This is a genomic window from Amycolatopsis sp. AA4, from assembly GCF_002796545.1.
Taxonomy (GTDB): domain Bacteria; phylum Actinomycetota; class Actinomycetes; order Mycobacteriales; family Pseudonocardiaceae; genus Amycolatopsis.
The window spans coordinates 3587955-3614420 of record NZ_CP024894.1 but is presented as its reverse complement, the minus strand read 5'-3'; the positions used below and the strand labels follow the sequence as shown (position 1 = coordinate 3614420).

General features: G+C 70.6%; 30 protein-coding genes. 14 read left to right on the top strand and 16 right to left on the bottom strand.

What is annotated here, in order from left to right; all coding sequences use genetic code 11:
- The first annotated feature begins 131 nt into the window (after positions 1 to 131).
- Positions 132 to 1202, top strand: a complete 1071-nt coding sequence (locus tag CU254_RS16880) for an NAD-dependent epimerase/dehydratase family protein (RefSeq protein ID WP_009077707.1) — start codon at positions 132 to 134, stop codon at positions 1200 to 1202.
- A 4-nt stretch (positions 1203 to 1206) separates the two neighbouring features.
- Positions 1207 to 2787 (top strand): NAD(P)/FAD-dependent oxidoreductase, encoded by a 1581-nt coding sequence (locus CU254_RS16875; protein ID WP_009077704.1) that lies wholly within the window; start codon positions 1207 to 1209, stop codon positions 2785 to 2787.
- Here the strand turns inward: CU254_RS16875 and CU254_RS16870 are convergent.
- Complete coding sequence (locus CU254_RS16870) at positions 2778 to 3242, bottom strand: SRPBCC family protein (protein ID WP_100266810.1); 465 nt, start codon at positions 3240 to 3242, stop codon at positions 2778 to 2780. The two genes, CU254_RS16875 and CU254_RS16870, sit on opposite strands and share 10 nt — an antisense overlap.
- Before the next feature lie 119 nt (positions 3243 to 3361).
- Between CU254_RS16870 and CU254_RS16865 the strand changes: the two genes are divergently transcribed.
- From CU254_RS16865 to CU254_RS16855, 3 genes are all read left to right on the top strand, one after another.
- Positions 3362 to 4066, top strand: coding sequence for a GAF and ANTAR domain-containing protein (locus tag CU254_RS16865; protein WP_009077700.1), 705 nt, complete (start codon positions 3362 to 3364; stop codon positions 4064 to 4066).
- Between the two features lie 230 nt (positions 4067 to 4296).
- A complete protein-coding gene (locus CU254_RS16860) occupies positions 4297 to 5283 on the top strand; it encodes a hypothetical protein (protein WP_009077698.1) in 987 nt (328 codons plus the stop codon).
- Between the two features lie 76 nt (positions 5284 to 5359).
- The gene (locus CU254_RS16855) at positions 5360 to 6412 is read left to right on the top strand and encodes a LacI family DNA-binding transcriptional regulator (protein ID WP_009077695.1); all 1053 of its coding nucleotides are present in this window, start codon (positions 5360 to 5362) and stop codon (positions 6410 to 6412) included.
- Between the two features lie 46 nt (positions 6413 to 6458).
- Here CU254_RS16855 and CU254_RS16850 read toward each other — a convergent pair whose 3' ends face one another.
- The gene (locus CU254_RS16850) at positions 6459 to 6926 is read right to left on the bottom strand and encodes a hypothetical protein (protein WP_009077693.1); all 468 of its coding nucleotides are present in this window, start codon (positions 6924 to 6926) and stop codon (positions 6459 to 6461) included.
- Positions 6927 to 7097: 171 nt separating this feature from the next.
- On the opposite strand from CU254_RS16850, the gene CU254_RS16845 reads away from it, so the two are divergent.
- Genes CU254_RS16845 through CU254_RS16830 form a run of 4 tightly spaced genes read left to right on the top strand, consistent with a single transcriptional unit; the run spans position 7098 to position 12112 of the window.
- Positions 7098 to 8600: an ABC transporter substrate-binding protein gene (locus tag CU254_RS16845; RefSeq protein ID WP_050788203.1), complete on the top strand. Its 1503-nt coding sequence runs from the start codon at positions 7098 to 7100 to the stop codon at positions 8598 to 8600.
- The gene (locus CU254_RS16840; protein ID WP_009077689.1) at positions 8597 to 9535 is read left to right on the top strand and encodes an ABC transporter permease; all 939 of its coding nucleotides are present in this window, start codon (positions 8597 to 8599) and stop codon (positions 9533 to 9535) included. Before CU254_RS16845 ends, CU254_RS16840 begins: the two co-directional genes overlap by 4 nt.
- The gene (locus CU254_RS16835) at positions 9532 to 10365 is read left to right on the top strand and encodes an ABC transporter permease (protein WP_009077687.1); all 834 of its coding nucleotides are present in this window, start codon (positions 9532 to 9534) and stop codon (positions 10363 to 10365) included. Before CU254_RS16840 ends, CU254_RS16835 begins: the two co-directional genes overlap by 4 nt.
- A gap of 1 nt (position 10366) precedes the next feature.
- The gene (locus CU254_RS16830) at positions 10367 to 12112 is read left to right on the top strand and encodes an ABC transporter ATP-binding protein (RefSeq protein ID WP_037713920.1); all 1746 of its coding nucleotides are present in this window, start codon (positions 10367 to 10369) and stop codon (positions 12110 to 12112) included.
- Here CU254_RS16830 and CU254_RS16825 read toward each other — a convergent pair.
- The 6 genes from CU254_RS16825 to CU254_RS16800 form a co-directional block, all read right to left on the bottom strand.
- Positions 12102 to 12689: a dihydrofolate reductase family protein gene (locus CU254_RS16825; protein WP_199841181.1), complete on the bottom strand. Its 588-nt coding sequence runs from the start codon at positions 12687 to 12689 to the stop codon at positions 12102 to 12104. The genes CU254_RS16830 and CU254_RS16825 overlap by 11 nt on opposite strands.
- 108 nt (positions 12690 to 12797) lie before the next feature.
- Complete coding sequence (locus CU254_RS16820) at positions 12798 to 14030, bottom strand: hypothetical protein (protein WP_050788202.1); 1233 nt, start codon at positions 14028 to 14030, stop codon at positions 12798 to 12800.
- 39 nt (positions 14031 to 14069) lie between these two features.
- Entirely contained in the window at positions 14070 to 14549 is a 480-nt protein-coding gene (locus tag CU254_RS16815) for a DoxX family membrane protein (protein ID WP_100266809.1), read from the bottom strand.
- Between the two features lie 112 nt (positions 14550 to 14661).
- Positions 14662 to 15129, bottom strand: a complete 468-nt coding sequence (locus tag CU254_RS16810) for a DUF3291 domain-containing protein (protein WP_009077677.1) — start codon at positions 15127 to 15129, stop codon at positions 14662 to 14664.
- A 32-nt stretch (positions 15130 to 15161) separates the two neighbouring features.
- On the bottom strand, positions 15162 to 15806 hold the full coding sequence (locus CU254_RS16805; protein ID WP_009077676.1) for a metalloregulator ArsR/SmtB family transcription factor: 645 nt from the start codon (positions 15804 to 15806) through the stop codon (positions 15162 to 15164).
- A 31-nt stretch (positions 15807 to 15837) separates the two neighbouring features.
- The gene (locus CU254_RS16800) at positions 15838 to 16338 is read right to left on the bottom strand and encodes a MarR family winged helix-turn-helix transcriptional regulator (protein WP_009077674.1); all 501 of its coding nucleotides are present in this window, start codon (positions 16336 to 16338) and stop codon (positions 15838 to 15840) included.
- Between the two features lie 128 nt (positions 16339 to 16466).
- On the opposite strand from CU254_RS16800, the gene CU254_RS16795 reads away from it, so the two are divergent.
- The 4 genes from CU254_RS16795 (at position 16467) to CU254_RS16780 (ending at position 19158) form a co-directional block, all read left to right on the top strand.
- Positions 16467 to 17396: an NADP-dependent oxidoreductase gene (locus CU254_RS16795; protein WP_009077673.1), complete on the top strand. Its 930-nt coding sequence runs from the start codon at positions 16467 to 16469 to the stop codon at positions 17394 to 17396.
- 63 nt (positions 17397 to 17459) lie between these two features.
- The gene (locus CU254_RS16790; protein WP_009077670.1) at positions 17460 to 18116 is read left to right on the top strand and encodes a TetR/AcrR family transcriptional regulator; all 657 of its coding nucleotides are present in this window, start codon (positions 17460 to 17462) and stop codon (positions 18114 to 18116) included.
- A 7-nt stretch (positions 18117 to 18123) separates the two neighbouring features.
- The gene (locus CU254_RS16785) at positions 18124 to 18636 is read left to right on the top strand and encodes a pyridoxamine 5'-phosphate oxidase family protein (protein ID WP_009077668.1); all 513 of its coding nucleotides are present in this window, start codon (positions 18124 to 18126) and stop codon (positions 18634 to 18636) included.
- Positions 18637 to 18663: 27 nt separating this feature from the next.
- A complete protein-coding gene (locus CU254_RS16780) occupies positions 18664 to 19158 on the top strand; it encodes a nitroreductase family deazaflavin-dependent oxidoreductase (RefSeq protein WP_009077666.1) in 495 nt (164 codons plus the stop codon).
- Here the strand turns inward: CU254_RS16780 and CU254_RS16775 are convergent, their stop codons facing one another.
- From CU254_RS16775 to CU254_RS16755, 6 genes are all read right to left on the bottom strand, one after another.
- The gene (locus tag CU254_RS16775; RefSeq protein ID WP_037713911.1) at positions 19159 to 19722 is read right to left on the bottom strand and encodes a hypothetical protein; all 564 of its coding nucleotides are present in this window, start codon (positions 19720 to 19722) and stop codon (positions 19159 to 19161) included.
- On the bottom strand, positions 19719 to 20246 hold the full coding sequence (locus tag CU254_RS16770) for a DUF6286 domain-containing protein (RefSeq protein ID WP_037713908.1): 528 nt from the start codon (positions 20244 to 20246) through the stop codon (positions 19719 to 19721). Before CU254_RS16770 ends, CU254_RS16775 begins: the two co-directional genes overlap by 4 nt.
- A gap of 130 nt (positions 20247 to 20376) precedes the next feature.
- A complete protein-coding gene (locus CU254_RS16765) occupies positions 20377 to 20763 on the bottom strand; it encodes an Asp23/Gls24 family envelope stress response protein (protein WP_009077662.1) in 387 nt (128 codons plus the stop codon).
- A gap of 3 nt (positions 20764 to 20766) precedes the next feature.
- A complete protein-coding gene (locus CU254_RS43660) occupies positions 20767 to 20943 on the bottom strand; it encodes a hypothetical protein (RefSeq protein ID WP_009077660.1) in 177 nt (58 codons plus the stop codon).
- Entirely contained in the window at positions 20940 to 21257 is a 318-nt protein-coding gene (locus tag CU254_RS16760) for a hypothetical protein (RefSeq protein ID WP_009077658.1), read from the bottom strand. Before CU254_RS16760 ends, CU254_RS43660 begins: the two co-directional genes overlap by 4 nt.
- 241 nt (positions 21258 to 21498) lie before the next feature.
- Positions 21499 to 21960, bottom strand: a complete 462-nt coding sequence (locus CU254_RS16755) for an Asp23/Gls24 family envelope stress response protein (protein ID WP_037713907.1) — start codon at positions 21958 to 21960, stop codon at positions 21499 to 21501.
- A 184-nt stretch (positions 21961 to 22144) separates the two neighbouring features.
- Here CU254_RS16755 and CU254_RS16750 point away from each other — a divergent pair, with 184 nt between their 5' ends.
- Positions 22145 to 22354 (top strand): CsbD family protein, encoded by a 210-nt coding sequence (locus CU254_RS16750; RefSeq protein WP_037713904.1) that lies wholly within the window; start codon positions 22145 to 22147, stop codon positions 22352 to 22354.
- 721 nt (positions 22355 to 23075) lie between these two features.
- Here CU254_RS16750 and CU254_RS16745 read toward each other — a convergent pair.
- Both CU254_RS16745 and CU254_RS16740 read right to left on the bottom strand, forming a co-directional pair.
- Positions 23076 to 24194 carry a cobalamin-independent methionine synthase II family protein gene (locus CU254_RS16745; RefSeq protein WP_009077655.1) on the bottom strand — a complete coding sequence of 373 codons (1119 nt, stop codon included), beginning with the start codon at positions 24192 to 24194 and terminating at the stop codon, positions 23076 to 23078.
- Between the two features lie 156 nt (positions 24195 to 24350).
- Positions 24351 to 26462 (bottom strand): acyltransferase family protein, encoded by a 2112-nt coding sequence (locus tag CU254_RS16740; protein WP_009077653.1) that lies wholly within the window; start codon positions 26460 to 26462, stop codon positions 24351 to 24353.
- Positions 26463 to 26466 lie beyond the last annotated feature (4 nt).

The window sequence follows — 26466 nt, the reverse complement described above, 5'->3', positions numbered from 1 at the left end:
GGCAGCGGCGGATGACCAGGTCCTTCCGCCCTCCTGGAAGGCCCGCGTTTCGGGGATGCCGCTGTGTGCGCGACAGCACACGCGAGGGTGCCGGGCGGTTTCCGTCCGGGCGGAGCGGGTAAACCGCCCGCATGCGGATCGTGCTCACAGGCGCCAGCGGCAACGTCGGCACCGCGCTGTTGCGTGCCCTCGGACCCGGCCACGAGATCGTCGGCGTCGCGCGCCGGGTGCCGGATCGCGTCGCTGAGCCGTACTCGCGAGCGGAGTGGCATTCAGTGGACATCGGCGCGCCGGGTGCCGACGAGGTGCTGACCGAGATCTTCAGCGGCGCGGACGCGGTCGTGCACCTGGCCTGGGCCATCTCCCCCGCGTGGGGCGACCCGCCGATGGCGCGCACCAACGAGCGCGGCACCGCGAACGTCCTGAAGGCCGTCAGCAACGCAGGCGTCGGACAGCTGGCGTGCGCCTCCTCGGCCGCGGCCTACGCGCCGGAGCCGAACGACGAAAAGGTCACCGAGGACTGGCCGTGCCGCGGGATCGCGGCGAGCGCGTACAGCCGGGGCAAAGCGGATCTCGAAGACGCGCTGGAACTGTTCATTTCCGCGCACCCGGACGTCGCCGTCGCGTGGATGCGCCCGTGCGCGATCCTGCAGCGGCGCGCGGCCGGCGAATTCACCCGCTGGCTGCTCCCGCCCGTGCTGCCGCCCCGCCTGGTCGGCGGCCGGTTCTCGCCGGTGCCGCTGTGGCAGGGCTTGCGGCTGCAGGCCGTGCACACCGACGACGTCGCCGAAGCTTTCCGGCTCGCGCTCGAGCAGCGTGCGGTCGGCCCGTTCAACCTCGCCGCCGAGGACGTGCTCGACGCCGCCGCGTTCGCGCGTGCGGTGGGCGGCACCCGGGTCTCGGTGCCGAAGCCCGTCGCGCGGACGGTCGCTCGCGCCGCCTGGCTCGCCGGACTCCAGCCGCTGCACCCCGGCTGGCTCGAACTCGCCGACCGCGCCGCGCTGGTCGACACCTCGCGGGCGCGGCTCGTGCTCGGCTGGACGCCGCGGCACAGCTCGGCCGAAACCGTGCGGGACCTGGTCGCCGGGATCCGCCGGAAGGACGGCGCGCCGTCGGCCCCGCTCGCCTCGGCGCGAACCGGACTGCTCGACCGCGCGCGGACGCTGGGCAGGGGCCGTCCGACCCGCCAGTCGCAGGCCTGAGCCCGTGCACACCGCCGACGCGATCGTCATCGGGGCCGGGCACAACGGGCTCGTCGCGGCCAACCTGCTCGCCGACGCGGGCTGGGAGGTCGCGGTCCTGGAAGAACAACCCGCCCCGGGCGGGGCCTTGCGCACCGAGGAGATCACCGCGCCCGGCTTCCGCTCGGATCTCTGCGCCGCGTTCTTCCCGCTCGGCGCGGCGTCCCCGGTCCTCCGCGGCCTCGACCTGACCGAGCACGGCCTGCGCTGGCTCCACGCGCCGGACGCGCTCGCGCACGTCTTCCCGGACGACCGCTGCGCCGTTCTTTCCCGCGACCTCGACCGCACCGCGGAATCGATCGCGCAGTTCGCTCCCGGGGACGCGAAATCGTGGCGGGAGCTTTTCTCGCAATGGCAAGGATTCCGCGACGAATTCCTGGACGCCCTGTTCACCCCGTTCCCGCCGGTGCGGGCCGGCGCCCGGTTCCTGCGCCGCACCGGGACCGCCGAATTGCTGCGGCTCGCACGGATGCTCACGCTGCCCGCCCGCCGATTCGCGCGCGAACGCTTCGAGGGCGAGGGCGCGCGGCTGCTGTTGTCCGGAAACTCCGCGCACAGCGACCTTTCCGTCGACAACGCCGGAAGCGCGGTTTTCGGCTGGCTGCTGGGGATGCTGGCCCAGGACGTCGGCTTCCCGGTCCCCGAAGGCGGCGCGAGCGAACTGGTGGCCGCCTTGGTGCGCAGGCTCCGCGCCAAGGGCGGATCTGTCCACTGTGGAACGCCGGTGACCGAGGTACTGGTGGCGCGCGGCAAAGCGGTCGGCGTGCGCTGCGCGGACGGCGAGCCGATCCGGGCGCGCAAGGCCGTGCTGGCCGACGTCACCGCGGAGGCGTTGTACGGCAACCTCGTCGCGCCGGAATGGCTGCCGGCGCGGTTGCTGGCGGATCTCCGGGTGTTCGAATGGGACAGTGCGACGGTGAAGGTCGACTGGGCGTTGTCCGAGCCGATCCCGTGGACCGCGAAGGACGCCCGCGGCGCGGGAACCGTCCATCTGGGCTGCGACGAGGACGGGCTGTCCGCTTTCGGCGCGGAACTGGCCCGCGACCGCGTGCCCGAGCAGCCGTTCCTGTTGCTGGGCCAGATGACGACGGCGGACTCGACGCGGTCCCCCGCCGGTACCGAATCCGTGTGGGCCTACACGCATATCCCGCGCGGCTGCGATCCCGAGACGGTGCGGCGCCAGGCCGAACGCATCGAGGCCACGGTGGAGCGCAACGCACCCGGCTTCCGGGACTTGATCCTCGCCCGCCGCGTGCAAGGCCCGGCGGACCTGGCCGGCCACGACGCGAACCTCGTCGGCGGCGCGATCAACAGCGGCACGACGGCGATCCACCAGCAGCTGTTCTTCCGCCCGGTCCCCGGTCTCGGCCGGGCCGACACGCCCGTGGACCGGCTGTACCTCGCCGGCGCCGCGGCGCACCCCGGCGGCGCGGTCCACGGGGGCCCGGGCGCGAACGCCGCCCGCGCCGCGCTGGCCCGCGACCACGCGCTCGGCCCGGGGTACGCCGCGCTGATCCGCGCGGCGAACCGAGCCGTCTACGGCTGACCCGGCTCCCCCGTCCCCCGCCAGCGTCCGAGCGCCAACGCCGACAACCGGGCCAGCGACTCCCTGTTCCGCGGCCCCAGCACGAGCGCCTGCACGCTCTCCGGCAACACCGCGCCGACGCCGCTCGTCACCCGCTCGGCCATCCGCACCGTCGTCTGCCCCGCCCCGTCCGGAACCAGCGACAGCTCGATCTTCGCCGTGCCGAGCGCGCCGCCGCGGGCCTCCAGTTCCAGCGAAACGCCGGGCTCGACGGCCAGCACCGCCGTGGTGTCCTCCAGCTGGAGCGGCCATCCTCCGAAGCTGTGGTGGATCTGCGCGCCGACCTGGGGCCAGCTCGTGTCCACGTCGCGGATGTGGCAGCTGCCGACGACCCAGCCGGAGTAGGACCAGCCGTCCGCCAGGACCTCGAACACCGCTTCCGGCGGCGCGGGCACCGTCCGGCTCACTTCGACCATGCTTCTCCTCCTCGTTTCCCGCCGGATTCCCCCAGGGCGGGCGGGCAAACTCCGAGCTGCCCGCCCGCGGAAGGGCTCGTAGGCTGGAAGAGCCGGGACACCGGGAAGGGGGCGGGACGGTGGACAGCCAGCACCGGCAGCCGCTGTGGAAGGCCATCGCCTCCCCGCCCGGCGCGGACGGGTGGGCGCAGCGAGTGTGCCTCGCCTGCGCGGAAACGATGGGCCGGGTCGACGCGGCGATCCTGTCCCTGCGGGCGGGCCCGCGCTCGGAGCAGGTGCTGGGAGCCAGCGACCCGTGGGCGGCCCGGCTCGCGGAGCTGGAGTACACCGCGGGGGAAGGCCCCGGCACGGAGGCCTTCGAAACCGGGAGCGCGGTGCTGGTCCCGGATCTGACGATCGGCCAGGTGCGCTGGCCAGGATTCGCCCAGACCGCGCTCGCGACCGGCCTCGGTGCGGCGTTCGCGTTCCCCCTGCGGTTCGGGGACGTCCGGCTCGGCACTCTCGAACTCGTCCGGCACCGGCCCGGCGAACTGGCCGCCGCGGAGACCCGGGACGCCGCCCTCGCCGCCGACCTGACCACCGCGGCCCTGCTGCGGCAGTCCCGCGAGGCCGAACGCGCCGGGCGCGAATTCGCCCCGAGCACGGCGGTCTCGTACCAGGACGTGCACATCGCCACCGGCATGCTCGCCGCCCGGCTGCGGATCAGCCTCGACGACGCGTTCGCCCGCCTGCGCGCCCACGCCTACAGCTCGAACCGGCCGCTCCTCGACGTGGCCAAGGACGTGCTGGAGCGCCGCACCACCCTGGAGGAGCCGTCCGAATGACCCGCCGCCCGAAGAGACCGCGCAGTCCGGGCGACTGCCGCGGACCGGACTGAACCGGGACCGCCCGTCCGGCGCGGCTCCCGCTGCTCCGCGTCCGCCCGCGAGCGCGGACCGCCGCAGGTCGCTCCGAAATGATGAACCTTGGACCCTATCGCGGGCCCGCGCGGAAGAGCACCATGGAGCCTGGCACCGACCGGACGCACTCCCCCCAACCCGAGCGGGAAGCAACAATGCCGCACGCACAGCCGAATTCACTGCGGAATTCGCGGGTACCCAGCCCCGCCGCCGTCGAGGCGGCGGTGGCCGCGGCGCTGCTCGCTCCCGGCGTCTCCGACGCCCCGTTCTGGCAGTGGCGCACCGGCTACCGCACCCTGCACCTGTACGCGGACCCGGTCCGGTGGCGAGCCGCCGACGATCCCGCCGGGCGATGGCAGACCGTCAACAGCGGCGCGGCCCTGCACCACCTCCGGATCGCCCTCGCCGGTCTCGGCTGGGCCTGCGCCGTGGACCGGGTGCCGTGCCCGATCGAACCGGACCATCTGGCCGTCGTGACGCCGCAACCGGGCGAACCCGTTCCCGGCGAAGGCGCGCTGGCGACGGCGATCTCCCGGCGCCGCGAGGACTTGCGGCCGTGCGGTTCCCGTCCCGTGCCGTCCGACTGTCTCGACCGGCTTTCGCAAGCAGCCGCCCGCGAAGGCGCGGTACTGCACTTGGTGGAGGATCGTGCAGTCCGCAGCTACCTCATGACCGCGCTCGGCGAGGGCGCGCGGCTTCCTGCCCAGACGCGCCGCGAAGATGCGTACGCGAGAAGCGCGTCCCTGGCCGCTCCACAGGGTGTGCTCGTCCGCACGGCAACGGCGACAGCGGCAAAGCGGCTCCCCGGAAGCGAAGCGGAACCTCGAAGCGAGGGCGCGTCGCTCGTAGTGCTCAGCACGCCCGGCGACGACCGTCTCGCCTGGCTGCGCGCGGGAGAGGCGCTGAGTTCGGTACTGCTGACCGCGACCGCCCACGGCCTGTCGTCCGGACGGTTGAGCCGGACCAGCAGGCGGCTGCGCGAGACCCTCTCCGAACGCGTCACGCTGGGCCACGCACCCCAGGCGGTGCTGTGGGTGGGGCGGCCGCCGGTCGGCGTGAAACGGCTCCAGCGGACGAGGTCGCAGGCCAGCGTCGCCGACGTGCTCGAACCGCTCCAAGCCCCGGCGAGGCACGGCCGCTGACCGGCGGCGCCAGGTCGTCCACTTCCCACTGTGCCGAATGGACCCGGCTTTCGCGCGGGTGCTTTAGAGTGGCACCGTGGCAGCGGAAACCGGCGGATTCCCCCGCGCCGAGCGTCCCGGGCGCCGGCCGGTTCTTTCCGACGTCGCGCGCCTGGCCGGCACTTCCACCGCGGTGGTCAGCTACGTCCTCAACGACGGGCCGCGTCCGGTCGCCGAGAAAACGCGGCGCAAGGTCGAGGACGCCATCCGGATGCTCGGCTACCGGCGGAATCCGCTCGCCGGGGCGCTGAGCGGCGGCCGGTCCAATCTGGTCGGCGTGCTGGTGCCGGACACCGCGAACGCCTTCTACGGCGAGATGTCGCGCTGCCTCGAAGCGGAAGGCCGCCGCCGGGGATTGCTCACGCTGCTCGGCAACACCGATTACCGGCCGGGTCTCGCGGACGAATACGGCGAGGCGTTCTCCGAACTGCGGCCGCGCGGGATTTTCGTGACGACCGGCGAAAAACCTCGGCTGTCGACCGAAACGCCGTGCGTGTTCCTGCAGTGGACGGCACCGGACGATTCGCCGAGCGTGGTGTTCAACGACTTCGACGGCGCACGGCTCGTCACCGAGCACCTGCTCGGACACGGGTACGAAGACATCCTGTGCGTGGCAGGAGAAATCGCGGTAGGACCGGCCGAAGGACGCGAAGGCGGCTGGCGGCGGGCGATGGCGGAGGCCGGGCTGCCCGCCGAGGGCAGGCTCGTGCGGACGTCCTTCGACAAGGTCGAGGCGGGCCGCGCGGTGCGCGAGGTGCTGACGAGCGGCCGCCGGATCCGCGCGGTCTACGCGACCACCGACGAGCAGGCGCTGGTGACCATCCGCATCGCGCACAGCCTGGGTCTGCGCGTGCCGGAAGACCTCGCGGTCGTCGGCTTCGACGGCACGAGGGAAGCCCGCCTCGGCGACGTCCCGCTCACCACCGTCCGCGTCCCGCTCGAGGAATTCGCCGTCCGCGCCTTCGACGCCCTCGACGGCCGAACCGGTTCGTCCATACTGGACGGAACCCTCAGCATCGGCGTGACCTGCGGCTGCGACCCCGGTGCCGCCGAAGGAACCGCACACGCCGGAGCCGCCGCCCGCGGATGACCGCCCCGCCGCGAGGATCAGCGACGATCCGCGACGGGGCGGTTCGCTACCGCGCGAGGGTGTTGTGCTCGTCCGACGCGTACTGCGGATTCAGCGACAGCGCGCTGAACCGGAACGGCCGGTCCACCCGCGTGAAGCCGAGCGGGCAATGCCGCGTGCCGGCCGGCAGGTAGACCGAACCGCTGGTCGTGATCACGTGGCGGTGGCCCTCGATGTCGAGATAGATCTCCGCGCCGAGGTCGTCCGGGTCCTCCGGGTTGTTGCCGTGCCAGATCAGGACCTCGTCGTAGTCGTGCTGGTGCTCCTTCACCCACTGGACCGGAGCGTCGCATTCGCCGATCCACGTGTAGGTGAGGTGGATCTTGCTCTCCGGCACCTCCTTCGCGCGCATGAGGGCGAGCGATTCGCCGACGTTGGGCGGCTCGACGACGCCCGCCGCGGCGCCCTCGTTGACGAGGTCGTCGAGACAGTTGGGCATTTTCCTCACGAACAGGCGCTCGTACGGACTGGTCATGCGGCTGCTTCCTCCTCTGCTCGGCTGACGGCACGGAGCCGGTCGGAGGCCACTCTAAACGATTATCTTCTCCACTTGTAGACTCTTTCCTCCCGTCGGAACTGGCCGTACCCTGTGGCGACGCTAGGCGTATCTAACGGCTTAGATTTCTGGCTTCCCTGGAGGTCCCCAGTGTCGCGCAGACCCCGATGCCTGCCAACCCTCCTGCTCGCCGCGGCGCTGGTCGCCGGCTGCAGCCCTCCGGACGACGCGGCCGCGGGCGGGGCCGACACGCTTCGCGTCGCCGTCTCCGCCGACGCGGGCGAGAGCCTCAACCCCTACGTCGGCAGCCAGAGCCCGATCCAGGAACTGCGCACCTCTCTGCTGTTCGAGGGCCTCACCGCGCTGGACCCGGCCGGCCGGGCCGAATGGCGGCTCGCGACCGGCATGACCTCGAACGCCGACCGGACACAGTGGACGATCACGCTGCGCCCCGGCGTGAAGTTCACCGACGGCACCGAGTTCACCTCCGCCGACGTCGTGTCGAGCATCGAATACCTGCGCGATCCCGCGCACGCCGCGCAGGGCCTCTCGCTGATCCAGATGATCGACCCCGGCCGCATTCAAGCGGTCGACAAGCTCACCGTCCGAGTAGGCCTGACCGAACCGTTCAGCCCGTTCAAGGAGATCTGGGCGAGCGTGCTGCTGCCGATGACCAAAACCGGTTCGGCCCCGGCGAAGCCGATCGGCACCGGACCGTTCGCGGTCAAGTCCTTCGCTCCCGGCCGTCAGTCCACTGTGGAACGCTTCGCCGGTTACTGGGGCGAGAAACCGAAGCTCGCCGCTGTCCAGCTGATCGAGTACCAAAGCCAGCAGGCGCAGGCGAACGCGTTGCTGTCCGGCCGCGTCGACATCGCCTCGAACACGACCCCGACGATCGCGAAATCGCTCGTCGGCCGGGACGGAATCCAGCTGCTGGACAGCAAAGGCAACTTCAGCCTGCGGATCGGGCTCAACACGGCAGTCCCGCCGTTCAGCGACGTCCGGGTGCGGCAGGCCTTGCGGCTGCTGGTCGACCGGCAGCAGATCGTGTCCAACGTCTTCAGCGGCTATGCCCGGATCGCGAACGATTACGAGACCACCGCTCCCCCGTGCGCCGCGCCCGGCATTCCGCAACGGACTCCGGACGTCGCGACGGCGAAACGGCTGCTGGCCGAGGCCGGGCAGAGCGATCTCGCGTTCGCGATCACCACCGACGGCCTGCTGCCCGGCATGTCGGAACTGGCTCAGGTCTTCGCGCAGAACGCCGAGCAGGCCGGGGTGAAGGCGAGCGTCAACGTGGTCCCGACGCCGGAACTGCTGGCGAAATGGGGCAAGTGGCCGGCCTACGTCGACTACAACCCGGTCCCCTACCTGCCGTCCGTGCTCGGCTCGCTGCTGCCCGACCGGATCGGCAACGGCGCGAACTGGAACGACCCCGCATTCGTGAAGCTTGCCGGAAAACTGTTCTCCTCGCCCGAAAAAGACCAATGCGCGCTGATGAACCAGATGCACGAGATCGAGTACACGAGCGGCCCGAACATCACGCCCGCGTTCTCCGACGTGCTCATGCCGCACCGGCCGACGGTGCACGGGCTGGTGCCGGACGTCAACGGCCGCCCGCTGTCGTTCCTGACCGGGGTGACCGTCGAATGACCGCGCGCTGGCTCGCGCGCTGGCTCGCGCTGGGCGTGCTCGTGCTGCTGCTGGTCTCGATCCTGATTTTCCTGGTGACACAAGCCTTGCCCGGCGACGTCGCCCGGATCATCCTCGGCAAAGACGCCACCGTCGAGCAGGTGGCCGCGTTGCGCCATCAGCTCGGGCTCGACCAGCCGCTCGTGGTGCAATACGGCCACTGGCTCGGCGGGCTGCTCACCGGCGACCCGGGAGCGTCGCTGCAGAACCGGGAACCGGTGTCGGACATCCTCGGGCCGCGGATCGTGAACTCGTTCACCCTCGGCTTCCTTTCGATGCTGCTGATCCTGCCGTTATCCGTCGTCGCCGGGGTCTTGAGCGCCGCCCGTCGCGACAGTTTCGCGGACAAGGCGTTCGTCGCGGTCACGTCGCTGAGCATGGCGCTGCCGCCGTTCGTCGTGGGGATGCTGCTGATCGCGCTTTTCGCCACCTCGCTGCTCGGGGTGCTGCCGGGGGTTTCCGACCTCCCGCCCGGCGACCTGCCGTGGTGGCATCCGGCGGAACTCGTGCTGCCGGTCGCCACGCTCACGTTCATGGGGGTGATGTACTTGGGCCGCCTGGTCCGTGCTTCGGTCATCGACGCGCTCGACAGCGAATACGTGCAGATGGCCGTCCTCAAAGGACTCACCCGCCGACGGATCCTGTTCCGGCACGCGCTGCCCAACGCGATCGCGGCGAGCCTGCCCGCCGCCGGTCTGGTCGCGGCCGTCACGATCACCGGCGTCGTGGTGGTCGAATACGTCTACTCGTACCCCGGACTCGGCACGGCGCTGGTCAGCGCGGTGAACTCGCACGATCTGCCGGTGGTGCAGGCGTGCGTGCTCATCCTCGCGGCCACCTACTACCTGTGCAACCTCCTCGCGGACGTCCTCGCCGCAGCGGGGCGGACCCGATGAGCGTCTCCGCGGTGCGCCGCGCGGCCCGGACCGGACGTGCTCGGCTGGGTCTGGGCTTGCTTGCCGCGACCGGGTTTATCGTCCTCTTCGGCCCGTTGCTCGCACCGTGGCCGCCGACCGCCATTGTCGCCCCGCCGTTGGAAGGCCCGAGCGCGAAATTCCCGCTGGGCACGGATCTTCTCGGCCGGGATGTGCTCAGCCGGCTGCTCTGCGGAGGCGGCACCCTCATCTGGATGACGCTCCTCGCCACCGCCATCGGCGTGCTTCTCGGAGCGCTCATCGGCCTGACCGCGGCCTATCGCGACGGGCTCACCGACACCGTCCTCATGCGCGCGATGGATGTGGTGCTGAGCTTCCCGGAGACCATCTTCGTACTGGTCTTCGTGGCCGCGTTCGGCCGGCACCCGCTGCTCACCGCGTCGCTCGTCGGGGTCGCGTTCGCGCCGGGCGTCTCGCGCGTGCTGCGCGGGGCCGCGCTGCCGGTGCTCGACAGCGAATATGTGTTGTGGGCCAAAGCGAACGGGTTGCCCGGGCGGCAGATCGTCCTCGGCGAGGTGCTGCCCGGCGTGACGTCGCCGCTGATGGTGGAGACCGGGATGCGGCTGGTGTGGGCGGTCACCGCGATCGCGTCGCTGAACTATCTCGGCTTCGGCATCACCCCGCCCGCACCGGATTGGGGGCTCATGGTCAGCGAGAACCAGGACGGCCTCGCGGCGGCGCCGCTGCCTGTGCTGGCCCCGATCGCACTGATCCTGATGATGGCGCTCGGCGGCAACCTCGTCGCCGAATCCGTCGCCCGGACTGTCAGCCGCACGGAAGGGAAGAGCTGACGTGGCCAAGGAAGTCGCGGTGTCGGGCGTGACCGTCGAGGCCGCCGGACACCCCATCGTGCGGGACCTCGGCTTCGAACTCGGCCGCGGCGAAGTGCTCGGCGTGGTCGGCGAATCGGGTTCCGGCAAAAGCACGCTCGCGCTCGCCCTGCTGGGTTTCGCCCGCGCCGGAGCGACGATCACGAGCGGACAGGTCGTCGTCGACGGCGTCGATCTGCTTTCCTTGCCCGCTACGGAATTGCGGCGCGCGCGAGGCCGGAAAGTGGCGTATGTGCCCCAGGATCCGGCGACCGCACTCAACCCGAGTCTCCGCGTCGCGACCCAATTGACCGAAGGGCTGGGCCAGCCTGCGCGGACCCAGGTGCGGCAGGTGCTGGACACCGTCGGGCTGCCCAGCGACGACGCGTTCCTGCGCCGCCGCCCGCGCCAGCTTTCCGGCGGCCAGCAGCAACGGGTCGCCATCGCGATGGCCATCGCCGCCGGTCCGCGGCTGATCGTGCTCGACGAGCCGACGACCGGACTCGACGTCGCCACCCAGTCCCGGGTGCTCGGCCTGGTCCGGGAACTGTGCCGGACCCGCGACCTCGCGGCGATTTACGTGTCGCACGACCTCGCGGTGGTCGCCGACGTCGCCGACCAGGTGCTGGTCATGTACGGCGGCGAGGTGGTCGAACACGGCACCACCCGCGATGTCCTCACCCGCGCCGCACATCCCTACACCCGGGCCTTGCTGGCAGCCGTGCCCTCCGCGACCCACCGGCACCGGCTGGTCCCCATCCGCGGCCGCGCGCCCAGCATTGACGAGCCCCGGGTCGGATGCACCTTCGCACCACGCTGCGATTACGCCACGGATGCTTGCCGCACAACGCATCCAGTGCTGACCCGTTCGACTTCCGGCACCCTCGCCCGGTGCCTTCACACGGAGAAAGTAGCTCGGAACGCCCTCGCCGTACCGCGCGCTCCCGAGCCCGACGTGCCTCCTGCGGACCAGGCGGCCCTGTTGTCGGTCTCCGGCCTGAACGCCAGCTACCGCGGACGACAGGTCGTCTTCGACGTCTCCTTCGACCTGCGGCCCGGCCGATGCCTCGCCGTCGTCGGCGAATCCGGCAGCGGAAAAACCACCATGTCACGCTGCCTGGCCGGGCTGCACGCCGAACACCAGGGCTCGCTGCTCTTCGAAGGCAAGCCAATCCCCGCCGCCGCGGCCCGGCGAGACTCCCGCACGCGGCGTCAGCTGCAGTACGTCTTCCAGAACCCCTACGGCTCGCTGAGTCCACATCGGACTGTCGAGGACGGTCTGCTGGTCGCGCTGCGCCACTGCTTCGGCGTCACCGCCCGCGAAGGCCTCCGCCGGGCCCGCGCCGCGCTCGACCGCGTCGAAATCCCGGCCCGGCTGGCCGGCCGCTACCCGGCGGAGTTATCCGGCGGGCAGCGTCAGCGAGTCGCGATCGCGCGGGCGCTGGTGTGCGAGCCGAAGCTGATCATCTGCGACGAGGTGACGTCCGCTTTGGACGTTTCGGTGCAGGCGTCCGTGGTGGAGTTGTTGCGCTCGCTGATGGACGACGGCCCGTCGATGATCTTCGTGACGCACAACCTGGCGGTGGTGCGCAGCATCGCGGACGAGGTGGTCGTGCTCAGCGAGGGCCGGGCCGTCGAATCCGGACGCACTGACCAGGTGCTCGCCTCCCCCGCACATCCGTACACGCGGAGCCTGCTCGCCGCGACGCTGGAGGTGCCTACGAGCTGACGCGGCGGTAGCGGATGTGAGTGGTCAACGGCGAATGCAGCACCTCGACGGGCTCGAAGCCGAAGGATTCCACCCCTTCGAACATTCGCTCGCCAGAGCCGAGCAGGACGGGCGTGATGTCGAGCGTCAGCTCGTCGATCACCCCGGCGTTGAGCGCCTGCCGCACGGTCGAAGCGCCTCCGGCGATGTCGACGCCCTTGTCGCCGGCGGCCTCGCGCGCGGCCGCGTAGGCGGCGTCGAACCCGTCGGTGACGAAGTAGAACGTCGTCCCGCCCTCCATCTCGATCGGCTCGTGAGCGTGGTGCGTCAACACGAAAACCGGCGCGTGATACGGCGGTTCGGCGCCCCACCAGCCGGACCAGTCCTCGTCCCACTCGCCGCGGACGGGACCGAACATGTTGCGCCCCATCACATACGCGCCCCGCGGCCGCATCAGCCACCCACTGGCGGTCTTGTCCGCGTCGGTCGCGCGAGGATCGCCGATGTGCCACCCGTGCAGTTCCAGCCCCCGCCTCCCGAGCGGCTGGTCCCGGCTCTGCCCCGGCCCGGCGACGAAACCGTCCAGCGACATCGACATATGACAGGTGGTGTCCGGCACGGGAGCCTCCCGAGTGATTGCGATCTGCAAGCGGTTAGAGCGAACATAGCAGGAGGGCGGCGGAAGCGCTATGCGTCAAGCCCCGGCTCAGCCGGCCAGCTTGCCCACGAACGTGGTCGCGCGATGCCACGCGAAGTACGGTTCGGTCGTTTCCCGATGAGCTCCGCACCGGCGGCCGGCCAGCTGGCTCATGCGCAGCTTGAGACTCCCGGCGGGAAGCTTGTCCAGTTCGACAGTCCGGATGCGGCCGGTCCCGTCGACGGTCACCCAGCCCGATTCGTACAGGATGTCGCAGCCGAAACTGCAGGCGAGCATCGCGATGTCGCGCAGATTCCGCCGTTCGTCGTCGGTGCAGGCGGCCCGTTTCTTTACGTGCGCGGCGACCAGGAATTTCAGCGGAAACTCGTCGCCGCACAACGCACAGGGCGCGCTCTCGCGATCACCGGCGAGCAACTGGCGGAGCTTGCTCTGTTCGGCCCGGACTTTCACTTGGGTCGGCACGTCCAGCTCGCCGTAGTGCACGTCCGCCGGATCCGGTTCGGCGCTGGCGCTGTCCAACGTGAGCGTGGGCGAGGACGGGTCGCTGCTGACGTGCGGCAGCTTGGTCAGCAGCGCTTCGACGAACGGGCTCCCGTGACCGAATTCTTCCACCGAAACCTGGAGCGTGCCGCGCGTGCGGAGCACATCCATTCCGCGCTGGACATCCTCGATGGGAACGGGCCGACCTTCGGGCGACTGATCGGTTCCGACCAGCACCGATTCGTCCCCGACCCGGAGAATCCGGTTCTCCTCGCCGGCGGGAGTCGAGATCGTCTCGCCGATGAGGCCCCGGAGCAGATCCTTCGCTGAGGACTGCGGCGCCTTCGAAGAAGGCGCCGCCAATTCGGCCTCGAGGCGCGCCGCATCGTCCGGGCCGTAGCCCGGAACCTCCAGTCGCAACTCGATCCGCTTCTGGTTGTTGCTCTCCTTCGTCGCGCCGTCCTTCAGGCCGACCTTCCCGGACGCCCGGGTGATCTGCCGCCGCACCTGGTTGAGGTCGCTCTCTTCGGCCAGGCGGATCGGAATCGGGACAATGCTGCGCTCGGACTCCGGCAGACGGGCAGCCTGTTTGGACGCCACGACGCCGGAGACCACGACCGCCCGCCGGTCGCGAAGGCGGCCGAGCAGCAGCTCCAAGGCGTCGTTGTACTGATCGTTGCGCGGCCGCGGCCCGGCGCCCCGGCCGCCTGCGCTCTCCATGACCAGGCTCAACCGGCCGTCGACGGACACCACGGAGTACTCCGCGTTCAGCGGTTCGCCGCTGTCCTCACTTGCCAACACGAGGCCAGCCTGCCAGATCTTCCCGGCCCCCGTTCGGAATCAGAACAGCGACCCCACCCCGACCGCCGCGCAGATCGACAAGAACAGTCCGCCCACCCCGAACCCCAGGGGCTTCTGCCGCCACGCCGTGTGCCGGTCCAGGGCGTACCACCCCGGGCCGGTCAGCAGCAGGGCCAGTGCCATCGCCGCGAGGGTCAGTTCCAGTTCGAAACCCGGGCCGCTGCTGCCGAACAGGCCGCCCGCCCACTTGACCCGCACCGCGCTGAGCGCTACGCCCAGCAGGCCCGCCGCGGCGAGCGGGGTCAGCAGGCCCAGTGCCAGCAGGGCCGCGCCGCCGACCTCGGTGATGCCGGTCAGCCAGGTCAGGAATTCGATGTTGTGGCTGAACCCGTAGCCGCGCAGCAGGTTTTCGAAGTGCGCCATGTCCGAGCCGCCGAACAGGCCGAAGACCTGCATGAGCCCGTGCGCCCCCATCGCGACCGCGAGCATCAGCCGCAGCACCAGCAGACCGTAGTCCAAGCCGCCATTCTCATCCGACCAACGGGACATGTTCGCCACGCCGGACACCCTAGCCATCACCCGGACCGGTCCGGGCGACCCGCCGGACGTGTCGCGGAAAGCGGGGCGGACGTCACGGCGCGGAGGCGGCGCCTTCGGGCAGGTAGCTGTCCCGGAAACCGAACGCGCGCGGCGAGGACCCCTTCTCCCGCAGCAGTTCCAGCCGCTCGACGGCCTCCTCGACCGTCGGCACGTGCCCGGCGGGCACCCACCACAGCACCTGGAACGGGGCCTTCGGCAGCTCGAACCATTCCGACCGGCGGCGCAGCATGTCCAGGTGGCCGCTGCGGTAGACGTAGTCCCACAGCGCGTCGCGGTTCTCCCAGACCGACATGTTCACCAGGACGTCGGCGCCGAGCGAGGTCCGGATCGCGGTCGCGTCGTTGCCGCCGTCCTCGACCAGGCGCCACACGAAGCCGGGCGCGTTGTCGGCGACCTCGTTCAGTGTGTCGAGCATCGACGTGAAGCCGTGCATCCGGGGGTCGTCGAGGGGATGTCTGAGGATGCCCACGTTGAGCTGGGCGAGGTGATGTTCCGTCACTCCTTCACCTCACCATCGCCGGGCCTTCTATGTCAACTCTCATTATTTTTAGAAGGCTCGACGACCACGCAGCACAGCCCGGGGCGCGGATCCATCCGGGCCCGCAGCCCTTCGGCGTCGTCGAGCAGCCCTTCCAGCAACGCCAGGTTCATGCCGCACACCAGCCCTGGATGCCGTTGCGAGAGAACATGGAAGGGGCAGTTGACGAGACGCAGGACCTCGCCGTCCTCGCGAGGTTCGTAGCCGCGGGCGGCCAGGAGTTCCTTCGCCGCGGCGAGATCCCCGATCGGGCAAGCCGCCGCGCGCCCCTCGCGCCGGGCGGCGGCCTGCAGTTCGGTGTCGAGCCGGGCGACCTCGGCGACCTCGGCCAGCAGATCAGCGGCGGTGCGGTAGTCGCGGGCCGGGACGGAGAACTGCCGCTCGGCACCGGACCGGCGGTAGAGCTTCGCGGGACGACCGGCGCCCGGGCCCGAACGCCCGCTCAGCCGCTTGCTCTCCGTCTCCAGCAGCCCGGCGTCGACGAGCTTGTCGAGGTGGAACGCGGCGAGCGTGCGCTGGATCCCGGCCCCCTCGGCCGCCTCGTTCCGGCTCACGTCGTGGTCCCGGGAAACCACGTAGTCGTACAGCCGCCGCCGGACCGGGTCCTGCAGGACGGCGATCGCCTCGATGTCTTCCACGCCGCCAGTCTAAGAACAACGACAATGCGCGTTAGAGGACGCCGCTCCCCTTCACGCCCCGCCGCGTCGCGACCGACCGCGGCGGCTCGGCGCGCATGTGGTCGCGGACGCGGGCCATGATGCCGCCCAGCGCCTCCAAGTCCGAAGTGGACAGTGGAGCGAACAGCAGCCGGCGGACGGCGTCGATGTGCCCGGGGAGCACCTTCGCGACCAAGTCCCGGCCCGCGTCGGTGATCCCGACGACCGTGGCGCGCTGGTCGTCCGCGCTGGGACCGCGGGTGACCAGGCCCGCCTTTTCCAGCAAGCCCGCCTGATGGGTCAGGCCGCTGCGGCTGTAGACGACGCCGTCGGCCAGTTCCGTCATCGTCAACGGCCCGTCGGAATCGGCGAGCCGGGCCAGCAGTTCGAACTGGACGTAGCTCAGGTCGCCCTCGGCCCGCAACTGCTGGCTGACGGCGTGCTGCAGCAGGCTCACCGACTCCATGAGCGCGAAATAGGTAGCGAGCTCCTTGGGCTCCAGCGCGTCCGCCATGCCGCCAGTCTAGATGCTTCGAAGTCGAATCATTGTGGCCGCCCTCACGCCTCCGAGACTTTGCTTCGAAGTCGAAGCATACTCGACCGGAGGTTGCTTCGACTTCGAAGCACATTACGGAGGATGCCATGAAAGCAGTGCGCTACCACCGCTACGGCGGAAGTGAAGTCCTGGCCGTCGAGGAAGCCGAGCGGCCGGCGCCCGCCGAGGGGCAGGTGCTCGTGAAGGTGGCCGCCACCTCGTTCAACCCGGTCGACCTCGGGATCCGCGCGGGCGGCCTGCAGGAGGTCTTTCCCTTGGCCTTCCCGCACGTTCCGGGAATCGAGGTCGCGGGGACGATCGCCGAACTCGGCCCTCGCGTCGAGGGCCACCGGGTCGGCGATGCGGTCGTGGCCTTCCTGCCGATGAACGCCGACGGCGCGGCCGCCGAATACGCCGTCGTTCCCGCGAACGCGCTGGCCGCTGCCCCGAAGACAGTCGATCTGCCCGACGCCGCCGCGCTGCCGGTCGGCGGATTGACGGCCTGGCAGGCGCTTTTCGACAACGCTCGCCTGCAAGCGAGCCAAACTGTTCTGATCAACGGCGCTGGCGGCGCGGTCGGCAGCTATGCCGTGCAACTCGCCCATCAGGCAGGCGCGACCGTCACCGCGACCTCGAGCCCCCGCACCGAGGAACGCCTTCGCGAATACGGAGCCGACCGGCTCATCGGACACCTCGACTTCGCCTCCGCCGCGGTGGACGGAGCGCCGTTCGACGTCGTGCTCAACCTCGTGCCCACCACTCCGGAAGAAACCGCGGCGCTCGCCGACCTGGTCGCCGACGGCGGCGCACTGGTCAGCGCCACCACTCCCCCGCCGGAAAACCCTGGACGCGGCATCCGGACGGCTCGGGTGTTCGTCGCCGGCAACGCCGAGCAGCTGACCGAACTCGTCGAACGGGTCGACGCGGGGACGCTGCGGATCACTGTCGCCGACCGTCGGCCGCTGGCAGATCTCCCTGCCGTACATGACGAAGCGGCCTCGGGACGACTGGCCGGCAAGACTGTCCTGATTCCCTGAAAGAGGTCTTTCCTCGAGGCCGGACTCTATCAACTGATTGAATCAGCTGATAGAGTCCGTGCCATGGGCACCGAAGCCGCGCGGATCCCCGCCGCTCGCGGAGCGGCGACCGAGCAGCGCCTGATCGCCGCCGCGGAACGGCTTTTCGCCGAGCACGGCGTCGGCGCGGTGTCGTTGCGGACCGTCATGCAGGCAGCGCAGACGAACGTCGCGGCGATCCACTATCACTTCGGTTCCAAGGAGGGCCTGCTCGACGCGGTCCTGCGCAGCCGGCTCGACCAGGTGACCGGCGAGCGGAACGCGGTGCTGCGGGAATTCCCCGAAAAAGGCGTCACCGCAAGGGAATTGGCCCGCGCGTTCGTGCAGCCGGTGGTCGCGGTGCTCGAATCGGGCGGCGAATGCTGGCTCCGGCTGGTCGGCCAGCTGCTGGCGACCGGCGGCGACGGACTGGACGCGGTCGCCGAATCCTTCTTCGAGCGCAACGCCGCGTTCGTCGGCCTGCTGGACCGGCTGAGCCCCGGAATCCCCCGCCGGACGCTCGATTTCCGGCTGTCCCAGGCGATGACCGTGACGCTGAACGTCCTCGGCGACGTCGGCCGCACCCGCCGCCTGCACGGCCCGGACGCGGCGGACTGGACCGCCGGCCAGCTTGTCGACGACCTCGTCGACGTCGTCGCCTCGATACTCGCCGGCCCGCCCGGGGCCCGCCGCAGGAAGTGAGGAACCGATGGGAACCAACCAGCGAGCGCAGATCGAGATGACCCCCGAGGAAATCTCGGCCTACCTCGCTTCGCAGCGCACCGCGACCCTGGTGTCGCTCGGCCCCGGCGGGCATCCGCACGCGGTCGCGATGTGGTACGCGGTCATCGACGGCGTGCTGTGGTTCGAAACGAAAGCCAAGGCGCAGAAGGCAGTCAACCTCCGCCGCGACCCGCGCGTCACCGTGCTCGTCGAGGACGGACTGACCTACGACGTCCTGCGCGGCGTCTCGCTCGAAGGACGCGCCGAGGTCGTCGACGATCCGGACGCGCTCTGGGCGGTCGGGGTCAACGTCTGGGAGCGATACCACGGCGAGTACACCGACGACGTGAAGCCGATGGTGGAATTCATGCTCCGCAAACGGGTCGCGATCCGCGTCGACGTGGAGCGGATCCGTTCCTGGGACCACCGCAAGCTCGGACTCGACCCGATGCCGCTCGCCGGATCGACCGCCGCGCACTGCCCACCGCCCGCCCGCTGACGCGTTCGCCCCGCCAGGAGGTTCACGATGGGACGCTTTTCCCTTCCCGCAGAGGCGCCGAAAGGCCTGGACTCGCCGGTGACAGCGGCGCTCATGAAGTACCTGGCCAGAATCCAGGTCAAAGTCTTCACCCTGACCAACGGCCGGATCGGCCACAAGTGGCGCGTCGGCGCGGGTTTCCGCAAACCCGTGCCGACCCTGCTTCTGGAGCACCGCGGCCGCAAATCCGGACGGCTGTTCACCACTCCGCTGCTGTACCTGCGTTCCGGTGACGACCTGGTGATCGTCGCCTCCCAGGGCGGGCTGCCGAAGCATCCGCAGTGGTACTTCAACCTGCGTGCGGAACCGGAAACCCGCGTACACCTCAGGGGCCGCCGCAACGTCCCGGTCACGGCGCGCGTCGCGTCGGCGGACGAGCGGCGCGAACTGTGGCCGCGGCTGGTCGAGTTGTACGCGGATTTCGCGAAGTACCAGAAGTGGACTGAGCGCGAGATTCCGGTCGTGGTGCTCACTCCGCGCTGATCACCCGACGCGGGACGTCGCGCGGCTGGTGAACCGGAATTCGATCTCGACCGGAATGTCGTTCAGCTCCAACGCTTCCTTGAGCCGCGGGAGGTTCTCCTCCGTGATGCGATTGCGGATCTCGCCGAGGTCCGCGTCCTGCTCGCACGTGACGATCAGCGCCAGGGACGGCGTCTCCCGGGTTCCGGCCAGCGACGCGCTCGCCTTGTGCACTCCGGGCAACCCCCGCAGTTCTTCGGTGAAGGGAGCCACCGCGTCGTCGGCGCGCAACTCGGTGCGTCCGTAAGCGGGATCGGTTTCGAACCGCCACACCCCCGTGCGCGGCCGGTGCGCGAGCTGGGCCAGCAGCCAGCGCAGGGCGAGCAGCCCCACCACGACCGCCGCCGCGGCGATCACGTAGAAGACCCAGGTCGGCGGCTCCGCGGTGCCGGGCACGAGCGGCGCCTCGGGGTTGACCAGCTTGAGCACGCGGAAGTGCGTAGCCAGACCGAATCCCCCCGCGGCGAGCAGCAGCAGGCCGATCACCGCGAGCAGGAACCGGTTGAGCGCGGCCGGACGATTCATGAGGCCTCCCTCGAAGCACGGACCCGCACCGACACGGCGGGCCGGCGAACCGGTGAGATGTGGTCCAGACGGGACTCGACGGCCGCGCGGACCGCGTCGGCCAGCCCGTCCGTCCGCGTGCGGGCCGTTTTCACCCGCACCTTGACCTTGCGCGAGCCGGTGGAAAGCTTGGCTCGTTCGACGCCGTCCACGTCCGCCGCGGCCGCCCGCAACGCGGACCGGTAGTCCGCGCTGTCGGCACCGGAATCCGGGTCTCCGGTCAGCGGGAGGATCCGGCGTTTGCCCGGCAGCAGCGCCGCCCACAGCAGCACGAGGCCGACGACAGCGACCGCGCCCGAAATCAGCGCGGGGACGAGGTCGGTCCAGTGCGCGTCGTGAACGGCCGTGGCGACCGCGCGGTAATCCAGCCACGGCTGGTGGCCGGTGAGCCGCTGGATGGCCGCGACGGCGGTCAGCACGCACACCGCGAGCAGCACAGCGGCGGTCAAGCTCGCCGGTAGAGACCGGCGGGTTCGGCGTTTCACTCGATCCTCCTCAACGCGATCGCTCCGGGTGCGGAGCTGTTCGAACCGCTCGGGCGAGTCGGCGGATCCGGCGTTCCGCTCGACCCGATCGCTGCGGCGGACATCCGGTCGGTCCCAGGGGGCCGCGGTTTCACTCCACTCGCCGCTGCCCGGCGGCCTCGGTGTGCAGGGCCGTCACCGTGATGCCGACGCGCCGGACCGGCATCCCGGTCCATTCCTCGACCCGTCCGCGCAGGTGGGCGCGCACCCGTTCGGTCGTCGCGCCCACCGGGGCCGGGTACTCGAGCGAGATCCGCACGTCCAGCTCGACCTCGCCGCCCGCGATCCGCGCCGACGTCTTCGCCGACCGGTCCAGCGCCTCGCCGCCGAGGCTGATCCCGAGCGTCCGCCCGGCGGCCCCGCCGACCCGGTCGATCTCGCCCGCCGCGTGCGCGGCCAGCCGCTCGACGACGTGCTCGCTGATCGTGAGGCTCCCGCGGTCTTCCGGCGCGAGCGCGGCCTCCGCTGCGACAGCCACGGCTCACCCCCGGTCGCGGCCGGTGAGCTGCGAGAGGTCGAGCTTGCCGTCGAGCAGGCGCCCGACGAGCAGTCCCACCGCGCCCAGCACGAGGACCAGCAGGAACGCCCCGAATCCGCCGAGCGCGGCGGCGAGGCCCAGCGCGAGGCCGGTGATCAGTCCCAATCCCGTTGCGTTCACGACACCGTCTCCTTCCGGTTTTCCGGCCCGGTCTCCGCCGCGGCCGGCACTTCGACGTCGGCGATGAGCACGTGCACCGGACGGCCCGGCGACGCGGCGGCCGCGCGCACCGCCGCCGCCACGTCCCCCGCCGAGAACGGAGCCCGGACCGTCACGCCGACGGTCACGTCCTCCTCCGTCACCCGCACTCCGCTCACCCGGCCGCCCGCCCCGAGCGTCGCGACCTGGCCGAACCCGCCGCCGTGCACGTCCGCCACCTCCGGCAGCTCCCGCACGGCGGCGACGATCCGGCGGGCCTCCTCGAGCAGGTTCATCGGACCCGCCCGCCTTCGCCCGCCACTGCGGACCGGCGGCCGGGCGCCTCCGCCGCGGCAAACCCCCGGCCGGTCTTCGCAAGCCGCCTGGCCGCCCCCGATCGCCGCCAGGCGCCGCCTGCCCGGCCGGGCGTCGCGGCCCGGCCCTGAGCCGCGGCCTGGCCGGACCGTCCGCCGCGCGCGCCCGCCGTCACCGGCGACCGCTCCGCGACGGCGACCCGTCCAGCCCCCGCGACCGCGCTCACTGCACCCGGCCGCTGTCGCCGGAGCCGTCCTCCTCGTCGTCCGACGGCAGGTGCAGGTCGCCGACGTTGATGTTGACCTCGACGACCTCCAGCCCGGTCATCCCCTCGACCGCGCTGATCACGTTGCGCCGGATCGAACGCGCGACGTCGGCGATCGAAACGCCGTACTCGACCACGATCTGCAGGTCCACCGCGGCCTGCTTCTCCCCCACCTCGACCGAAACGCCCTGCCCGGCCGACGCCGTCGCGCCCGGAATCCGCTCGCGCAGCGCGGAAAACGCCCGCGCCGCGCCGCCGCCCAGGTCGTAGACCCCCGGGATCTCGCGCGTCGCCAGCCCGGCGATCTTCTGCACGACCACGTCCGCGACGCTGGTCGTCCCCTGCGAACTGGTCAGCGGACCGGCGTTGACCTTCTCCACGTCCTGGGACTTGGCCGCCGTGTCAGTCGTCGAAGCCATCGAATCTCCTCCAGTCGGTTTCCGTATGTTCAGTTCATCGGTTCGACTCGGCAGCCGCGCAAAACTCACTCCCCGAACGTGTGGCGACGATCACATCATCGAGTGAATGACGATTCGGGATCCGCGTTGTCGTTCGCTTTGACGCATTCCCGCGTTCGCTGTCCGGCAATGAAGGAGGAGACCCATGTCGACGGGCGACAAGATCGGCGCCAAGGCAGACGACTTCGGCGGCAAGGCCAAGGAGGCCGCGGGCTCGCTGACCGGTGACGAGAAGCTGAAGCAAGAAGGCAAAGCCGACCAGGCGAAAGCCGGGATCAAGGAAGCGGCCGAAAACGTCAAAGACGCGCTCGGCGGCGCGGCGGACAAAGTCAAGAACGCACTGAAGAAAGACTGACTTTCTCCTCGAGAACGCGGGGCTCCGGCACTAAAGCGGGGTCCCGCGTTCGCTTTTCCGCCGGTCCGCGATCCGCGAACTCGGCGAAGAACGCGCACAGAAGCAGCCAATAGCGATTGCGTCCCGCGAGATTCAGCGATTCGACGATCTCCGGCCGATCCTTGGGCGCAGCGGTGTCGGCACTGCGCTCGCGCGGGTCGCGGAAGGCGATGATCCACGCCTTGCGCCGTTGACCCGCTCCACCGATCTGATGATCGAGGTCGCCTGTCCGGCTACGCCCCTGTTCGCGCCGGGTACTCCCTTGAATTCAAGCGAGCCACAGTCTCGAAACGCACTCGCGGAGGCAGAGGACGCCTGCTCCGAACGACGAGAAACCCGGCCCCGGTTCCGGCAAGCACCGGCGGGACTTCCTGAAGGGAGCCGCCGCCGCGGCCGCGCCGGGGGTGGGCGGGGTCGCGGCCGGCGGCTTGCTGGGCGGGCAGCAGTCCTAGGCGGTGCCGAGAACGCACCCGGTTACCACAAGACCATCCGGTCCAGCGAAACCGGGCCAGAAACACTCGGCCGGGCAAGCTCTTTCCCTTTCGTGGCCGGGAATCCGGCCCGGTCCGCCGCGCGCGCCCAGTTCCGGGTCACGGCCGCTGCCGGCCTAGCCTCGATCCAGGCACGGAAAAGCACTGTGCGTAGTCACCGCCCGGCCGATTTCCCTTGCCCCGCGCGATATTCAGTCGACAGCGGCGGTCCGTCGCGCATCCTGGCCGGTACGGGCCGCGGGGAAACCGACTCCCAGCTGGTCCGCCGCGAGCGCAGTGCCTTCCAGCCGCGCGCGCATCTTGGCGAACGCGGTCTCCCGCGAGGTCGACTGGTCGTCCGCGAAGGGGGAAAAGCCGCAGTCGTCGGACGTTCCCAGCTGCTCGACCGGGAGATAGCGAGCCGCGCGCAGCACCCGGTCGCGCACTTCCTCGGCGGTTTCCACGCGCGGATCGATCGGGTCGGTCACCCCGACGAACACCCGCACGCCCGGCCGGAGCTGGTCCGCGAGGACGCGCAGGACCCGGTCCGGATCGGACTCGCTGGCCAGCTGGACGTAGAAATTGCCGACGGCGTGCCGGAACAGCTCGGGAAGCAGGCCGGCGTAGTCGACGTCGAGGCTGTGCGTCGAATCCTGGTCGCCGCCCGGACAGGTGTGGACGCCGAGGCGAGCCCGGTCGGCTTCGCCGAACCGCTCGAGCACCCGGTTGTTCAGCTCGACGAAATCGCGCAGGACCTGGCCGCTGGGATCGAGCTTCAGCGAGAGCCGTCCCTCGGTGAAATCCAGCTGAACGACGTGCGCGCCCGCGTCCAGGCAACCGCGGATATCGGCTTCGGCCCCGTCGACCAGGTCGTCGAGGAAACTCTCGCGCGAATAGCCGTCGATCCCCGCGGCCGGGTAGAGCAGCGAGAGCGCGGAAGGCGCGATAACCGCTTGTTTCACCGGCAGGTTCGTAACCTGCCGCGCGGCCCGCAAATAGTGCTCGGCGTGCTCCTGGTAGCGGAACGGGCCGGACGTCAGGCAAGGCAGCTGCCGTTGATGCCCGTCGGCGAACGGGATCACGACGCCGTCCGCGGAAAGGTTCCCCGAGCCCGCGATCGGGTAGGTGACGAAACTGGGTTTGCGCTGCTCGCCGTCGGTGACCACGGTCGCGCCCAGGCTCGCTTGCGTTTCGATGGTCTCGCGCACGGCCCGGTCGAGAACGGAGGCGAAAGCCGCGTCGCCGAGCTGCCCGCTTTCGCGCGCGGCGAGAGCGCCGAGCAATTCGGGCGGACGCGGGATGCTGCCGATGGGTTCGGAAGGAATGGTCATGGGGCGAGCGTAGAAGCGGCCGCGCGGAGCGGAACAGGGAAGAAACACCGGAGAACGCCGTTCTCCTTCTTTCGTGCCATTGCCGGTTCGAAAGTGTTGACACGGCGCCGGGGCGGAAAACGCTTTATTGGCGAAGTGCGAAAAACGCGTTTCCGCTCAGCCCGGGATTCCCGCGGCCTCGGCGATGACCCGGTCGAGGCTCAGGCTGTAGTCGTAGTTCAGGTGGTTGGCGTCGTAGTAGACGCTGACCTTCCCGATCACCGCGTAACAGCGTTCCCGGTCGCAGAAATAGTCGGTCAGGTCGAGCAGCCGGACCCCGGGATCGGTGCTCGCCCTGGCAGCCGCGGTCAGCGGGTCCGCCGGCTGCGCGACGGAACGGTCGACCGCGCACTGCCGAGGGTCATCCGGATTCAGCAGGACGCAATCCGTCGCGCGGACAAGTCCGTTGAGCGGCGGGTCGGCCAGCACGAATACGGTCGCCCCGGCCGCGGTCCACTTCGACCAGTACGCGTTCAGCCCGTCCCGGTACTGCTCCGTCTGCGAGCGGCCGCTGCGGTCGTCGGCGGGCTCGTGACGGCTGTAGAACGACGTGAACACGTACGCTGGCCGCGTTTTCGCGATTTCGCCGACCATCTGCTTGGTCCAGCTCATGCAGCGCCGGTCGGGGACGCCGCGGCCGAACTGCATCGCCCGGATGTCGGCGAACGGGCAGCCGCCCAGGTAGCTCGTGTACAGCAGCCAGTGGTTCTTGCGGGCGAGGCTGAGCAGCGGCGCCTGCCATTGCTGGGCGTGCGAGTCCCCGACCAGCCACACCACTTTCGGTTCGGCGTCGCCCTGGCCGAAGTCGCACCGGGTGGTGGTTTTCGTGCCGTCGCTCGCGGCGTACTGCGCCATCGGCGGCGGGCAGTCCGCGGGCGCCGTGTAGTACCGGTTGGCCGGGCCCATCTCGACGGTCCGGGCCGGGCCGAACGGGTCGGCGCACGCGTTGCCCGCCATCAGCGCCCGCGCCCCGTGGCAGGGGCCGGACATCTCCGCCGCGATCTCGCGGGCCTCTTGGTCGACGCGCCGCTGGTAGGTCCAGGTCAGCCCGCCCGCCGCGGCGCACACCACGAGCATCCCGGCCGCCATGGCGGCGAAGGTCGTCCCGCAGGTGCGGCTCAGCGGCTGCCAGGTCCGGACCGGATCCTCGACGAACCGCTTCGACAGGTGCGCCGCGGCCAGGGACGCGCCCAGGATCCCCAGTTTGAGCTGCCAGGTCAGCGCTCCCGCGGCCAGCGCGCCGGGGATGGCGAACGGGGCCAGCATGATCAGCGGCCAATGCCACAGGTACAGCGAGTAGCTGACGTTCCCCAGCCACTGCACCGGCGGCGACGAGGACAGCGGCGTATGCCATTGCCGCTCCTCGCAGTTGCCGGCGAAGATCACCAGCGCGGTGCCCGCAGCAGGCAAGACCGCGGTCGCACCGGGAAACGCGGTCTCGTCGTCGAACAAGGCCGCAGCGGCGACGATGGCGGCGACACCGGCCAGCGAGGCCAGGTTCGCCGCGATCCTCGGCAGGACGAGCTTCGCGCCGACGAGCGCCAGCAACGCGCCGAGCGCGAACTCCCACACCCGCACCGGAGTAACGAAGTACGCCTGGCTCTTGGACACGTCGGTGAACCAGATGCTGAAGCCCAGCGAAGCGGCCCCGACGAGCCCGACCCCGGCCAGCCGCGCCCACCGCGCGCGGAGCTTGAACAGCAGCAGGAGCAACAAGGGCCAGAAGAGGTAGAACTGCTCCTCGACCGAAAGCGACCAGTAATGCTGCGACAGGCTCGCGGACTGGGTCAGGTGCGAATAGTCGACGGAATTGGCGGCGAGCAGCCAGTTTTCCCCATACAGCGCACTGGCGATCACCTCCTGCGCGTTGGACTCCCAGCGCGGGAAGGGCATGAGGAAATACGCGGCGGCAAGGACGAAGGCGAGGACGAGAAAGGCCGCGGGCAAGAGGCGGCGCACGCGGCGGGCGTAGAACTTCGCGAGCCGGATCCGCCCGGTGCTCGCGACTTCGCGGACCAGGTGCGAGGTGATGAGGAAGCCGGAAATGACGAAGAAGACGTCCACGCCGACGTACCCGCCGGTCACCCGGCCGGGCCACAGGTGATTCAGCACGACGAGACCGACCGCGACGGCGCGCAGCGCCTGGATGTCCGGCCGGAACGCGCGTCTTCGCTCCTCGTCCGGCGTTCGCGGGGACCTCGTCGGCCCGCTCAAAGTCCCCGTGTCCACTTTC